General features: G+C 67.1%; 8 protein-coding genes. All 8 read left to right on the top strand.

Annotation, left to right across the window (positions count from 1 at the left end; translation table 11 throughout):
• Positions 1-136 precede the first annotated feature (136 nt).
• The 8 genes from AC1C2U_RS04310 to murA all read left to right on the top strand — a co-directional run bounded on the left by AC1C2U_RS04310 (position 137) and on the right by murA (position 14,577).
• Positions 137-5,458 carry an Ig-like domain-containing protein gene (locus AC1C2U_RS04310; RefSeq protein ID WP_495360472.1) on the top strand — a complete coding sequence of 1,774 codons (5,322 nt, stop codon included), beginning with the start codon at positions 137-139 and terminating at the stop codon, positions 5,456-5,458.
• A gap of 26 nt (positions 5,459-5,484) precedes the next feature.
• Positions 5,485-6,453, top strand: a complete 969-nt coding sequence (locus tag AC1C2U_RS04305) for an AAA family ATPase (protein ID WP_495360471.1) — start codon at positions 5,485-5,487, stop codon at positions 6,451-6,453.
• The gene (locus tag AC1C2U_RS04300) at positions 6,450-7,763 is read left to right on the top strand and encodes a DUF58 domain-containing protein (RefSeq protein WP_495360470.1); all 1,314 of its coding nucleotides are present in this window, start codon (positions 6,450-6,452) and stop codon (positions 7,761-7,763) included. Before AC1C2U_RS04305 ends, AC1C2U_RS04300 begins: the two co-directional genes overlap by 4 nt.
• A complete protein-coding gene (locus tag AC1C2U_RS04295) occupies positions 7,760-10,282 on the top strand; it encodes a transglutaminase TgpA family protein (RefSeq protein WP_495360469.1) in 2,523 nt (840 codons plus the stop codon). Before AC1C2U_RS04300 ends, AC1C2U_RS04295 begins: the two co-directional genes overlap by 4 nt.
• A 43-nt stretch (positions 10,283-10,325) precedes the next feature.
• Positions 10,326-10,829 carry an FHA domain-containing protein gene (locus AC1C2U_RS04290; RefSeq protein WP_495360468.1) on the top strand — a complete coding sequence of 168 codons (504 nt, stop codon included), beginning with the start codon at positions 10,326-10,328 and terminating at the stop codon, positions 10,827-10,829.
• Between the two features lie 165 nt (positions 10,830-10,994).
• Positions 10,995-12,587: a 3-isopropylmalate dehydratase large subunit gene (leuC, locus tag AC1C2U_RS04285; protein ID WP_495360467.1), complete on the top strand. Its 1,593-nt coding sequence runs from the start codon at positions 10,995-10,997 to the stop codon at positions 12,585-12,587.
• 2 nt (positions 12,588-12,589) lie between these two features.
• Entirely contained in the window at positions 12,590-13,210 is a 621-nt protein-coding gene (gene leuD, locus AC1C2U_RS04280) for a 3-isopropylmalate dehydratase small subunit (protein ID WP_495353612.1), read from the top strand.
• Positions 13,207-14,577, top strand: coding sequence for a UDP-N-acetylglucosamine 1-carboxyvinyltransferase (gene murA, locus AC1C2U_RS04275; RefSeq protein ID WP_495360466.1), 1,371 nt, complete (start codon positions 13,207-13,209; stop codon positions 14,575-14,577). The genes leuD and murA overlap by 4 nt, the downstream gene beginning before the upstream one ends.
• Positions 14,578-14,581 lie beyond the last annotated feature (4 nt).

The following is a 14,581-nucleotide window of genomic DNA, read 5'->3' as shown; positions in this document are numbered from 1 at the left end:
GTCTTCGCCTGACGCCAACGAGCGTCACGGGGAGTTCTCCCCATGTGTTGTCGCAGGTCGATCGTGTTACCGTGTACCCCGGTGTGGGGTCAGACTCGGCGCCCGTCTGTGGTCGGCCGAGTTCAGGGAGCGTGCGTTGGGTACCTTCACATCGTGGGTGCGCACGCGCAAAGCCGCCGCATCCACTGTCGCGATCGCTTTGCTCGCCGGTGTTCCGCTCACATTCGCGGTGCTGCACCAGGGGTTCCCGGTCACTGATGTCGATCTCGATGCGCGTGAGGTGTGGGTCACCAACGGTAAAGAGTTGCTCGCGGGTCGATTGAACCGGCAGATCGAAGAGTTGAACGCTGCGGTGAACACCGCCTCCAACTCGTTCGACGTGTTGCAAGACGGCGATGACGTCTTCCTCTACGACGAGAGCCTCGGGTCGATCGAGCGCATCGATCCGGCATTCACGACACTCGGTCAGGGCATTGCAGTGCCGCCCGGTTCAGAGGTGGCGTACGGCGGCGACACGCTCGCGATCCTGTCGCCGAAGGGTGAGCTCTGGGTCACGGGCGCCGCCGGAGAACTGCAGTTGAACCCGGCAGAGACCAAGCCCTCGGTGAAGCTCGGTGAGGGCTCGCACGTTGCGGTGTCGAAAGACGGCGTCGTGTACGCGAGCTCGGCGAAAGAGGATCAGCTCGCGCGCATCGCGGCGCCCGGTGCGAAACCCGAGCTGAGCGACCTCCCTTCGATGGACGAACACCAACTCTCGGTCGTCGGCGACGAACCCGTCGTGCTCGATCTCGACCAGAACCGGCTGATCGTCGACGGTTCGCCGCGAGAACTCACCGAGAACGCGCTGAAGCTCCAGCAGGTCGGTGCCGAGAACGACTCCGTCTTGCTCGCCACGGGTGCCGGGCTCTTGCAAGTACCACTCGGTGGCGGCGACCCCGAGTTCATCCCGGCCGACATCGACGTGCCCATCAGTTCCCCCGATGAGGTGTCGAGTCCGGTCTGGCTCGACGGATGCGCCCACGGCGCGTGGGCGGGGGCGGGCCAGTACGTGAACGCGTGCGACGACGGCGAGCCGTCGACCCAGTCGATCGAACAAGCCACCAAGGGTTCGCATCTCGAGTTCCGGGTGAACCGCAACGTGATCGCCCTGAACAACCTGTCGAACGGCAACGTCTGGCTCGTCGACTCGAACATGCGTCTCGTCGACAATTGGGACGAGGTGACTCCGCCCGATGAGACCGACGCCGAAGAGGGCGAAGAGAAGGCCTCGCAGCAGACCTTCGAAGACACGCTCGCCGAACGCAGCGAGACCAATCGGCCCCCGACGGCGCGCGATGACACCTTCGGAGCGCGGCCCGGCCGCACCACCCTGCTCGAGGTGCTCGAGAACGACACCGACCCCGACGGTGACGTGCTGACCGTGACGAACGTGAGTGAGATCGGAGAGCAGTCGGGCCGACTCGAGGTCATCGACGGCGGCCGTGCACTGCAGTTCACTCCGGCGCCGGATGCCGCAGGCACGGTGTCGTTCCAGTACACGGCCGACGACGGCCGTCTCGGCGTCGCGCAGGCCCACGTCGATGTCACGATCCGGCCGGCCGCCGAGAACAACGCCCCGGTCGCGCTGCGTGAGGGCGCGATCAGTGTCGAGCAGGGCAAGTCGATGGGCTACAACGTGCTCAGCGACTGGCTCGACCCCGACGGCGACGACGTGTACCTCGTGAGCGCGTCGCCGACGAGCGGCGACTCGGTGCGGTTCGCGCCCGATGGGTTCGTGACCTTCGAGCACAATACCGGCGAACTCGGCACGAAAGAGGTGCAGTTCGTCGTCTCCGATGGCACCGTGACGTCTGCCGGGGTGCTGACGGTCGATGTCAAAGAGACGGGTGCGTTGAACCCGGTCGGCACTCCCGACTTCGCCGAGGTGTTCGCCGGCGAGACGGTGATGATCGAGCCGCTCGTCAACGATCTCAGCCCTTCGGGCGAACCACTGGCGCTGCTCGGCATCGAGCAGACGCCGACGGGGGCATCGGTTGCACCGAACCTCGAGCGCGGGGCCATCGCCTTCTCCTCCGACCAGGTCGGCAGTCACATCTTCATCTACAACCTGGGTGCCGGGGCCGCCACGAGCGTGGGTCTCGTACGGGTCGACGTGAAAGAGGCGCCCAAGGAGTCGCCGCCGCCGATCGCCGTGAAAGACACCGCCTACCTTCGCCCGGGCGAGCCGACGACGCTCGCGATGCTGACCAACGACGTGTCACCGAGCGGCCGGGTGCTCGCAGTGCAGACGGTCGACACCGAGGCATCCGGTGACCTCCTCTCGGTCGAGGTGCTGAACAACTCGGTCGCCCGCATCACGGCGTCCGAGGCGCTCACCGAGCAGCTCCAGTTCGGATACACCGTCTCCGACGGCATCGCGAGTTCGACGACGACCGTGACGGTCGTGCCCGTGCCGCCGCTCGTCAAGCACCAACCGCCCGTCGCCACCGATGACGCGGTCACGGTGCGCGCCGGAGACATCGTGACCGTGCCGGTGCTCGACAACGACTACCACCCCGATGCCGCACCGCTCACCCTCGACCCCGAGCTCGTCGAAGTCGAAGTCGGCGGCGACGGTGGCCTCGCCTTCGCCGCCGATGACACGGTGCGCTTCCAGGCGCCCGACGAACCGGGCGTGTACTCCGTCTCGTACCGCGTCACCGATGACTACGAGCAGTCGGCGACTGCCGCGGTGCGCTTCACGGTCGTGGCTCCCGACGCGAAGAACAATCGCGCGCCCCTCCCGCTTCCGTTGACCTCGCGCACCTTCGAGGGCACCGCGGTGAAGATCGACATCCCGCTCGACGGTCTCGACCCCGACGGCGATTCCGTCTCTCTCGTCGGCATCACGACGCCGCCGTCACTCGGCAAGATCGTCGACATCGGCAGCACGCACATCAGCTACGAGGCATATGCCGGTTCGGCGGGCACCGAGTCGTTCACGTACGAGGTCGCCGACACGGGCGGCAAGTCGGCGACGGGTACGATCCGCATCGGCGTGATCCCGCGACCGACGGAGACGCTTCCGCCGAACGCCGTCGACGATGTCGTCGAGCTCCGGCCGGGTCGCCGTGCGGCGATCGACGTGCTCGCGAACGACTCCGATCCGAGCGGCTACCCGATCAAGGTGCAGAAGAAGCTGCCCGAGGTCGGTGAGGGCCTCACCGCGAGCGTGAAGAACAACCGAGTGCTGGTCGAGGCACCCGACGCCGAGGGCGGCAACTCGGTGCGCTACGAGATCACGAACGGCCACGGCGGCGCCGATGGTGCGTTCATCCAGGTGCTCGTGACCGAAGATGCGAAGATCGAGCCGCCGACCGCGCATGATCAGGTCGTCGAGCCGAAACAGGTCGTCGACAAGGCCACCGTGACCGTCGACCCCTTGAGCGACGCGCAGAATCCCGGCGGGCTCGTCGAAGATCTCGTGGTGAGCCTCGAGGGGCCCAATGCCGGGAACGCCGAGGTCAAGACCGACGGCACCGTCAAGGTCACGCCGACCTCGAAGCGCCAGGCGATCGCCTACCGTCTCACGAACGAAATCGACGAACTCTCGGCGATGGCCTTCATCATCGTCCCCCCGAGCACCGACCCCGACGACGACGAGAAGGCAGAGGAGGAGGCCTTCCCGCCGCCCTACCTCGCCGAGCTCGGCCCGCAGATCGTGCGCATGAACGGCACGATCTCGTGGAGCGTGGGCGACATCGTGATCGTGCCGTCGGGCAAGCCCGCACGCATCCTCTCGGCGACCTCGACCAACGGCGACGGGTCGTCCCCGATGACGGATGCCTCGACGCTGACCTACACCCCGGCGAAGGACTTCCGTGGACAATCCGCAGTGACGTTCGAGGTCACCGACGGAGAGAACGCCAACGACCCGAAGGGCAGGAAGGCGTTCCTGACGATTCCGGTCACGGTCGGCGATCCGAACTTCGAAGACGTGCCGCCGACCTTCACTCCGCGCACGGTGAAGGTCGAGGCCGGCGAGGCCGCGCAGGAGATCGATCTGCGTCAATCGAGCGGCCACCCGAGCGACAAGGTGCTGCAGGAGCTCTCGTACAACGGGTTGCAGGGGCAGAGTGCCGATTTCAACGCCGGTATCGGCGGTTCGATGTTGACGGTGGGTTCGCCGCTCGGCGTGCAACCCGGTACGAAGACGACGCTGACGTTCACGGTGGACTACAAGGAGTTCTCGGTTCCCGGTTCGATCGACGTCGAGGTCGTGAGCTCGTCGCGGCCGAAGGCGCAGGCCCGTGACGACGGTCCGTTCGAGATGGAGCCCGCGAAGTCGAAGCTGATCGATGTGCTCGCCAACGACATCAACCCGTTCGAGGCCGAGGGCACGCCGCTCCGCGTCATCGACGCGCAGATCGACCAGGCGTCGGTGGGTTCGACGGCGAATGTGACCTTCACGTCGACGGGCATCACCGTGAAGACCGGCCCGAGCTTCACGGGCGAGTTGAGCGTCGTCTACCGTGTGCAAGATGGCACGAAGGACCCGTTGCGCGAGGTGACAGGCAGGGTTACCGTGATCGTTCGCGACCGGCCCGACGCGCCGAGCATCACGAGCATCTCGAGCGGCGACAGCTCCGTGAGATTGGCGTGGAAGCCCAACGCCACGAACAACTCACCGATCACCGGGTACATCGTGTCGGCTTCGCCGGCGGCAGGCGGACCGTGGAACTTCGGTGCGGATGCTGCGGGCACCACTCAGCCCATCACTGGGCTCACGAACGGCACCGCGTACAGCTTCACGGTCCGAGCAGTGAACGAGAAGGGCACATCCGATGCGTCCAACTCGAAGAGCGAGACGCCGTATGGCATACCGACCGCGCCGAGCAGCGTCGGTCACGGTTCGATCGGCTATGCGCCGGCCGACGTCTCTGTCACTTGGAATGCGCCGTCCGACACGGGCGGTGGCGCGGTGGTGTACCGGACCAATCTCGACGGTGGCGGCTGGTCGGGATACCAGAGCGGTGAATCGAAGACCTTCAGCAATCTCGCTGCAGGCAATCACACCGTCGAAGTGCAGGCGAAGAACAACGGCAGCGGGAGCACGGGCCCAGTTGCAAGTACGACGTTCGGTGTTGAGAGCAAGCCACCGCCGCAGTTCTCGGCGGACGTGTTCAAGGCCGGCTCGGCGTCGTACTGCTCCGGGTGCCACTATGTCGGCGTCGACTTCTCGAATCTGACCGCGGGCACCTACGACGTCGTCACCGAGGTGAACGGCAGCTCCGCCTCCTTCTACGTCGGCCGCTACAACCTCGGCAGCTCGGGCTCGCTCGTGCTCGAGAACGGACTCGGCCAACGCAACAGTGATTCGATCCGCGTCCGATTCAGCCCGGTCGGCGGCGGCGCGACGAAGTACTCCGCCAGCACGAGCAACTGGGACGGCCTTCCGGTTCGCGGCGGCAAACCCTGAAACCCCTGATACAGAGAGATGACCCGATGGCAGTGACCCAAGAACAGGCGGATTGGTTCTCCGACGCCTTCGCGAAGCTCGTCGACAACGTCGACCAGGCGATCCTCGGCAAACGCGACGTCATCAGGCTCGTCGTGATGGCGCTCCTGAGCGACGGTCACGTGCTGCTCGAGGATGTGCCGGGCACCGGAAAGACCGTGCTCGCCAAGGCACTGGCGAACACGCTCGACGGAACGAACTCGCGCATCCAGTTCACCCCCGACCTGCTGCCCTCCGACGTCACGGGTGTGACGATCTACGACCAGGGCAAGGGCGTCTTCGAGTTCCACAAGGGGCCGATCTTCGCGTCCATCGTGCTCGCCGACGAGATCAACCGTGCGAGCCCGAAGACGCAGTCTGCACTCCTCGAGGTCATGGAAGAGGCTCGAGTGACCGTCGACGGCGTGAGCCACGACGTCGGCAGCCCCTTCATGGTCATCGCGACGCAGAACCCCGTCGAGCAGGCTGGCACCTACACGTTGCCCGAAGCCCAGCTCGACCGCTTCCTGATCAAGACCTCGCTCGGCTACCCCGACCACAACACCGCCGTCGCCCTGCTCCTCGACTCCTCGAACCGTGCCCGCGCTTCGAAGGTAGCGCCGATCATCGCCCCCGGCTCGGTGTCGGCCATGGCACAGCTCGCGTCAGAGGTGTTCGTCGACGCATCCGTGCTCGCCTACCTGAACCACATCGTGACCGCGACGCGCAGTCACAAAGACTCCACCCTCGGCGTCAGCATGCGCGGCGCCCTCGCCCTCGCCCGTGCGGTGAAGACCTGGGCCCTCTCGCAGGGGCGCACCTACGTGACCCCCGACGACGTTCGCGAACTCGCGGTGCCGGTGCTCTCGCACCGCATCATCGTCGACCCCGAGTCCGACTTCGCCGGGGTGACCGCCGAAGACATCGTGAGCCGCGTGCTGGTCGACATCGAACCCCCGGCGTACCGCGCGGCATGAGTCGCACCGCCGCCGAACGCCCGGACGCTCCACCGCGCACGCCCTCGCAGACCGCCATCGCGGTGCGGGGTCTGTGGCGCGCCATCGTCGGCGGCGCGAGCAACTCCGTGCGTCTGGCCGGACAAGCGCTCGCGCGCGTCTTCGGCTTCGCTGCGCCCGTCACCAGGGTCGTCTCACCGACCGGCTGGCTCGTGCTCGCCGGCGCCGTCGTGGCATTCGCTCTCAGCCGCATCTTCGGATGGGTCGAGTTCGGCTACGTCGGCGCGACGCTCATCGCCGCGCTCCTCGTGGCGATCGCCTTCGTCTTCGGCCGCACGAACTTCGGCGTGCGCATCGAATTGAATCCGCGCCGCGTGGTCGCGGGGGAGCGGGCACTCGGCCGAATGGTCGTGACCAACGTGGCCGCGAACTCGTCCATCCCCTCGCGCATGGAACTGCCGGTCGGCGGTGCGACCGCCGAGTTCGTCATCCCAGTGCTCGCCCCGAACACCGAGCACGACGAGCTCTTCGCCGTGCCCACGCATCGGCGCGCCGTCATCGTCGCCGGACCGGCGATCACCGTTCGCGGCGACCAGCTCGGGCTGCTGCGCCGAACCGTGCGCTGGACCGATGAGGTCGAGCTCTTCGTGCACCCCGTGACCGCGCGCCTCGCCCCCAGCGCGTCGGGCCTCGTGCGCGACCTCGAAGGGGAGATCACGAAGACCATCACGAACGACGACATCTCCTTCCACGCGCTGCGCTCGTACGAGCCCGGTGACGCGCTGCGCAACGTGCACTGGCGCACCTCGGCGCGCACCGGCCAGCTCATGGTGCGTCAGTTCGAAGAGACGCGCCGCTCACAGCTCACCATCGTGCACACGACCGACCGCGTGGCATACGCCTCCGAAGACGAATTCGAGCTCGCCATCTCCATTACCGCGTCCATCGGCGTGCAGGTGGTGCGCGACGGCACGAACATGAGCATCGTGAGCGAACGGATGCCCCTCTCCACTGCTACCCCGATGGCACTGCTCGATGACTCGTCGCGGCTCACCGAGACATCCGGCGACCACGCGAATCTGCGCGACTTCACGCGGGACGCGACGAAGCGACTGCCTTCGCCGAGCGTCGTCATGATCGTGGGCGGCTCCTTGGTGCCGCTGGCGGACTTCCGCGCAGCCGAGACGGTCTTCGGACTCGACACGCAGACCATCGGGTTCCGCGCCGAGTTCGGCGCACCGTCGCGCATCGCGAAGGTATCCGGGCTCACGGTCGTCACGATCGGACAGATCGGCGATCTGCCTCGCGTGCTGCGGAGGGTGCGGCCGTGACCGAGACCCTGACTCCCGCGCCGGCCGTGCCCGGCGCGCCCTCGCCATCGCCCGCGACCGAGAAGGCCACCCGTGCGTTCCCGGTGCGTGCCTGGCCGGATGTCGCGTTCCTCTCGATCCTCTCGCTCCTCGGCGTCATCGGCTACGAGACGTCGTTCGGTGACCACAACTTCCTGATCGCCGGGATCGGCGGACTCGTCGTCGGCACCGCATTCGGCGTGCTCGGCTACATACTGCGGCTCGGCGTCGTGACGAACGTGCTCGCCGCGCTGCTCGGCTACTTCCTCTTCGGCAGCGTACTCACCATGTCCGGCCAATCGCTGCTCGGCTTCGTGCCGAGCCTCGAGAGCCTCGCGGGGCTCGCGCTCGGCGCGGTCTGGGGCTGGGCCGACATCGTCACCCTGCAGACACCCGTCGAGGCGCCCTATTACATTCCGGTCGTGCCGTACTTCGCGACCTGGCTCGTCGCGCTGGTCGGCACGATGCTCGCGAGCCGTTGGCTCGTCGAGCGGCGCACGCCGCTTCGAGCGAGCGTGCTGCTCATCGGTCCGGCGTTGCTCTTCCTGTCGGGCATTCTGCTCGGCACCGACGAGGCGTACTTCGCGGGCGTTCGCGGTGTCGCGTTCGCGGTGATCGCACTCATCTGGCTCGGATGGCGACGGCATGCCGCGCCGTCGGCGAACGACGAGGGTGCCGCCCGGCTGCGCCGGCGCAAGGTCATGGGAACGGGCATCCTCGTCACGGGCGCCGTGCTCGTCGGCGCACTCGCCGGCACGGCGCTCGCGCCGACGCAGCCCGACCGCTTCGTGCTCAGGGAGGAGATCACGCCCCCATTCGACCCGCTGGCCTTCCCGAGCCCCCTCGCGGGCTTCCGCGCGTACACGAAAGACCTCGCCGACACGCCGCTCTTCACCGCGACCGGGCTCGAGCCCGGTGATGTCATCCGGCTCGCGAGCATGGACTCGTACGACGGCAAGCTCTGGAACGTCGCCGGACCCGACGACATGACCTCGACCGACGGCGGATTCACGCTCGTCGGCGAGAGCATCCCGTTGCCGGGGCTCATGCGGGAGGGCGGCGAACGTCGGGCAGAGGTCGAGGTCAGTGCCTACGACGACGTGTGGCTGCCGGGGGTCGGGTACCCGACCCGCCTGGTCTTCGGCGACCGCACGAGTTCCGACCGGGCCGGCGACCTCCGGTACAACCCGGCCACGGGAACGGCGGTGCTCACGAGCGGGGTCACCGAGGGGTACCGGTATTCGATCGACGCGACCGTGCAGCGGAGCATCGACGATGAAGACCTGATCAACACGCCACCCGCGCAGATCGACCTGGCGCCCGTCGAGAACACGCCCGACGTCGTCGTCGCGAAGGCTCAGGAGTTCGCGGGCACGGCCGAGACGCCGATCGAGCAGCTCCGCGCCATCGAGACCGCCCTGAAGACGCAGGGTTTCCTCAGCCACGGCCTCGCCTCGGACTCGGTGCCGTCACGCGCTGGCCACGGCGCCGACCGCATGATCGAGCTCTTCACCCGATCGCAGATGGTCGGCGACGAAGAGCAGTACGCCTCGGCGATGGCGTTGATGGCGCGGTATCTCGGATACCCGTCTCGTGTGGTGATGGGCTTCGCCCCCGCAGTGGGCGAAGACGCCGAATCGGTCGAGGTCGTCGGCGACGACGTCACCGCCTGGGTCGAGGTCGCGTTCGACAAGACAGGCTGGGTGGCATTCCACCCGACACCCGATGAGACCGACATCCCGCAGGATCAGACGCCGAAGCCGAAGTCCGAGCCGCAGCCGCAGGTGCGCCAGCCCCCGCGCAGCGACAACGAGGACGAAGACCTGCTGACGGCTGTGGAGATCGACGACAGCGACGACGAAAAGAAGGACCAGGGCTTCGTGATCCCGGCGTGGGCGTGGGTCACCGCCGGCGCAGTGGGCATCCCGCTCCTCCTCTTCTTCGGAACGATGTTCGTCATCGCCGCGATCAAGACGCGTCGTCGTCGGCGTCGTCGCACTCGCGGACCGGGCGATCGGCGCGCCGCCGGTGCGTGGGACGAATTGACCGATGAGTTCGCCGAGCTCGGCTTCGAGGTGCCGCGCATCGGTAGTCGCCGGCAGGTCGCTGCTTCGATCGAACGGCAGCTGCGAGAGCAGGGACTCGGCGATGCGCGAGCAGCACACACGGACACGGGTCCGGTACGTGTGGTGCGGGCAGATTCACCGGCGAGCAGCATCCGAGTCACGCCGTTGGCCGACGCCACCGATCGCGCCGTCTTCGGCGGTCAGGTCGTCGACGAGGCCGTCGTGGAGCAGAGTTGGAACGAGGCGCTCGAATCTGTCGGGCTTGCGCGCGCGGCATCCGGTCGCTTGCGACGATTCTTCAGCCGGTTCCGCATCCGTTCGAAACGCGACTGGTCGAAGGTCGACATCTCAGGTGCGAAGCCGGCGAAGAGGGCGAAGGGCACGAAGGGCGCGAACCCCGCGACAGCACCACCCGCTGCGCCCGCAACAGGGTGAAATGCTCACCGTGAGGATTGACAAGCTCGCTTAGAGTGGTGTCGTGGAACACGAGGGGTTCATCGTTCCGCCTCCCGGTCTGATCCCTGCCCCGGTCGAGGTTGCGCCCGATCCTGCCCAGACGGTGCGGTCGGCGAAGTTCCCCGTGTTCGTACCCGCGGGCGCCCCGACTGCGCCCCCTGACCCGGTCGTGCCCGCCGCCGAGGCGACTCCGCACGGGCCGTGGGTGCTCAGCCTCGCCGACGGGCAGCGGTTCCAGGTCGGTGGGTCGCTCGTACTGGGTCGTGACCCATCGCCCGTTGCGGTGCGGCCGCACGCCGCGCTCGTGCCCGTCGTCGATCCCGCGAAGTCGGTTTCGAAGACCCACGCGATCATCGACCTCGAGGGTGCCGAACTCTCGATCACCGACCTGCATTCGACGAACGGCGTGCTCTTCACCGACCCGCACGGCATCGAACACGACCTCGCTCCCGGCCAACGCGTCGTGCTGGCGCCCGGTTCCCGCGTCGATCTCGGGTCGTTCGCGGTGACGATCGACCGAGCGTGACCGGTGTCGTGCGTGGCGAGCCCGGCGATTCCGAAGTGTTAGCCTGAAGTGGTGCGCGCACGACGACTTCTTCTCCTTCGGTGCCGCGATGGGGCCTCGTTCTAAGGCCTTCCCCGTCGCGGAGTTCGTCGTCGGCTGACCCTTGGAACTGAGGAAGAAGATCGCATGAATGCAGCACGCTCGAACAGCGCCATCGCGACGGGCGAGCGCCCGCGCACCCTGGCCGAGAAGGTCTGGAACGCGCACCTGGTCACGCAGGGCGAAGACGGCACTCCCGACCTCATCTACATCGACCTGCACCTCGTGCACGAGGTCACGAGCCCCCAGGCCTTCGACGGCTTGCGAGTGGCCGGTCGCCCGGTGCGCCGGCCCGATCTCACGATCGCCACAGAAGACCACAACACGCCGACTCTCGAGATCGACAAGCCGATCGCCGACCTCACGAGCCGTACGCAGATCGAGACTCTGCGACGCAACGCAGCCGAGTTCGGCATCCGCCTGCACTCGCTCGGCGACAAGGAGCAGGGCATCGTCCACGTCGTGGGGCCGCAGCTCGGTCTCACGCAGCCCGGCATCACGGTGGTGTGCGGCGACTCGCACACGTCGACGCACGGCGCATTCGGTGCGATGGCCTTCGGCATCGGCACGAGCGAGGTCGAACATGTGCTCGCCACCCAGACCCTCCCCTTGAAGCCGTTCAAGACGATGGCCATCAACGTCGAGGGGGCTCTGCGCCCGGGCGTCACCGCGAAAGACATCATCCTCGCGGTCATCGCGAAGATCGGCACCGGCGGCGGGCAGGGTTACGTGCTCGAATATCGAGGGAGCGCGATCCGCGCCCTCTCGATGGACGGTCGCATGACGATCTGCAACATGTCGATCGAGGCGGGCGCACGCGCCGGCATGGTCGCACCGGATGCCACGACGTACGACTACCTCAAGGGTCGCGCCCACGCGCCGGAAGGCGCCGATTGGCAGGCGGCCGTCGAATACTGGGAGACCCTCGCGACCGACGAGGGTGCGCAATTCGACGCCGAGGTCTTCATCGACGCCGACGCGCTGGAGCCGTTCGTCACGTGGGGCACGAACCCCGGCCAGGGCGTCGCGCTCTCAGAAGCGGTTCCCGACCCCGCGGCGATCGCCGACCAGCACGAACGTGCGGCAGCCGAGCGTGCGCTCGAATACATGGCTCTCGAGCCGGGCACTCCGTTGAAAGAGATCAGGGTCGACGCGGTTTTCATGGGCTCGTGCACCAATAGCCGCATCGAAGACCTGCGTGCATTCGCCTCGATCATCCAGGGCAAGCAGAAGGCCGACGGCGTGCGCGTCATGGTCGTGCCGGGTTCGGCCCGCGTACGCCTCGAGGCTGAGGCCGAGGGTCTCGACAAGATCATCACCGAGTTCGGGGCCGAATGGCGCTTCGCGGGCTGTTCGATGTGCCTCGGCATGAACCCCGACCAACTCGCCCCCGGCGAGCGTTGCGCCTCGACCTCGAATCGGAACTTCGAGGGCCGGCAGGGCAAAGGCGGCCGCACCCACCTCGTGTCCCCGCTCGTCGCTGCGGCCACGGCGATCCGGGGAACCCTGTCGAGCCCGTGGGATCTCGCCGAGCAGTTCCCTGAGCCTGGGCCCACAGCGGCCGGTTCCGGCGCGTCGCGCAGCGACGTGGCTGCGGTGCCGCTGGGGAGCGAACGGAGCTCAGCTTCGGCGAGCTCAGCGAACTCAGCGAGCTCAGCGATCTCAGAGAACGAGGCGTAGTCATGGAGAAGATCACCACCGTCACGGGCACTGCAGCCCCGCTGCGCCGTTCGAACGTCGACACCGACCAGATCATCCCCGCGGTGTTCCTGAAACGCGTCACGAAGACCGGCTTCGAAGACGCGCTCTTCCACGCCTGGCGTCAAGACCCCGAGTTCGTGCTGAACCGCCCCGAGTTCCAGGGAGCGAGGGTGCTCATCGCGGGCCCCGACTTCGGCACGGGCTCGAGTCGCGAGCACGCCGTGTGGGCGCTGCGCGACTTCGGCTTCGACGTCGTCATCAGCTCGCGATTCGGCGACATATTCCGTGGCAACTCGGGCAAGCAAGGCCTCCTCGCAGCGCAAGTCGCCTACGAAGACGTCGAACGGCTCTGGGAGGTCGTCGAGGCCGATCCGGGAATAGCCGTGACGGTCGATCTCGTTGAGCGAACTGTGGCCGTAGGGTCGCTCAGAGTGCCGTTCGACCTCGACGACTACACTCGGTGGAGGCTGCTCGAGGGGCTCGATGACATCGGGCTCACCCTCAGAGATGAACCAGCAATCGCCGAATTCGAGTCTCATCGAGAATCGTGGCGGCCGAAAACGCTCCCCATCCGGGAGCCGGCGGAATCAGGGAGTCTGTGAACACGATCGGGCAGGATGCAAAGAACCACGGAACGGCAGTCGGGTTGAACGTCGACAAGATCACGATCAACGGAGGCAAACCGCTTCGCGGCCGCATCGAGTTGAAGGGCGCGAAGAACCTCGTCACCAAGGCGATGGTGGCAGCGATCCTTGGCGACACCCCCAGCGTGTTGAAAGACGTTCCGAACATCAGTGATGTGCGCATCGTACGAGGCCTCCTCGAGGTGCACGGCGTGACCGTCACCGACGGCCCCGTCGAAGGCGAGCTCATCCTCGACCCGTCTGCGGTCGAGACGGCGCACATGGCCGACATCGACGCGCACGCGGGTTCTTCGCGCATCCCGATCCTGTTCTGCGGTCCGCTCCTGCACCGTCTGGGCGAGGCGTTCATCCCCGATCTCGGCGGCTGCCGCATCGGCGACCGCCCGATCGACTTCCACCTCGAGGTGCTGCGCAATTTCGGCGCCATCGTCGAGAAGCTGCCGAGTGGCATCCGCATGTCCGCCCCCGGCGGTCTGCACGGGGCGAAGGTGTCGCTGCCGTACCCGAGCGTCGGTGCGACCGAGCAGGTGCTGCTCACCGCGGTGCTCGCCGACGGCATCACCGAACTCTCTGGCGCGGCCATCGAGCCCGAGATCATGGATCTCATCAACATCTTGCAGAAGATGGGTGCGATCATCACGGTCGACACCGACCGCGTCATCCGTATCGAGGGCGTCGAGAAACTCGACGGATACACGCACCGAGCGCTTTTCGACCGCAACGAGGCCGCGAGCTGGGCCGCGGCCGCCCTCGCCACCGACGGCGACATCTTCGTCGGCGGTGCGCGCCAGGCCGAGATGCTCACCTTCCTGAACGTCTTCCGCAAGGTCGGCGGCGACTTCGAGATCCAGGAAGACGGCATCCGCTTCTTCCACCCCGGCGGCGAACTCTCGCCCGTCATCATCGAGACCGACGTGCACCCCGGGTTCATGACCGACTGGCAGCAGCCACTCGTGATCGCCCTCACGAAGGCGAAGGGCGTCTCGATCGTGCACGAGACGGTCTACGAGCAGCGCTTCGGCTTCGTCGACGCGCTCGTCGAGATGGGTGCATCGATCGAGGTGCACAAAGAGTGCCTCGGCGGCCGCCCGTGCCGATTCGGTCAGCGCAACTTCAAGCACTCCGCGGTCATCTCGGGCCCGACGAAGCTCACCGGAGCCGACATCGAGGTGCCCGACCTGCGCGGCGGCTTCAGCCACCTCATCGCGGCGCTCACCGCCGAAGGCCGGTCGACCGTGTCGAACGTCGGAATCATCGCGCGCGGCTACGAGGACTTCATCACGAAGCTCGAGTTGCTCGGGGCGGATTTCGAACTCGAAGGATAATGGG

The organism is Agromyces sp. Y575 (assembly GCF_059445445.1).
Note: the sequence above shows the minus strand (reverse complement) of the source record. Positions and strands in the feature narration are given on the sequence as shown.

Coding starts and splice junctions, on each gene's coding strand:
- leuC (WP_495360467.1), top strand. CDS start 10,995: ATGAATGCAGCACGCTCGAACAGCGCCATCGCGACGGGCGAGCGCCCG.
- AC1C2U_RS04300 (WP_495360470.1), top strand. CDS start 6,450: ATGAGTCGCACCGCCGCCGAACGCCCGGACGCTCCACCGCGCACGCCC.
- AC1C2U_RS04305 (WP_495360471.1), top strand. CDS start 5,485: ATGGCAGTGACCCAAGAACAGGCGGATTGGTTCTCCGACGCCTTCGCG.
- leuD (WP_495353612.1), top strand. CDS start 12,590: ATGGAGAAGATCACCACCGTCACGGGCACTGCAGCCCCGCTGCGCCGT.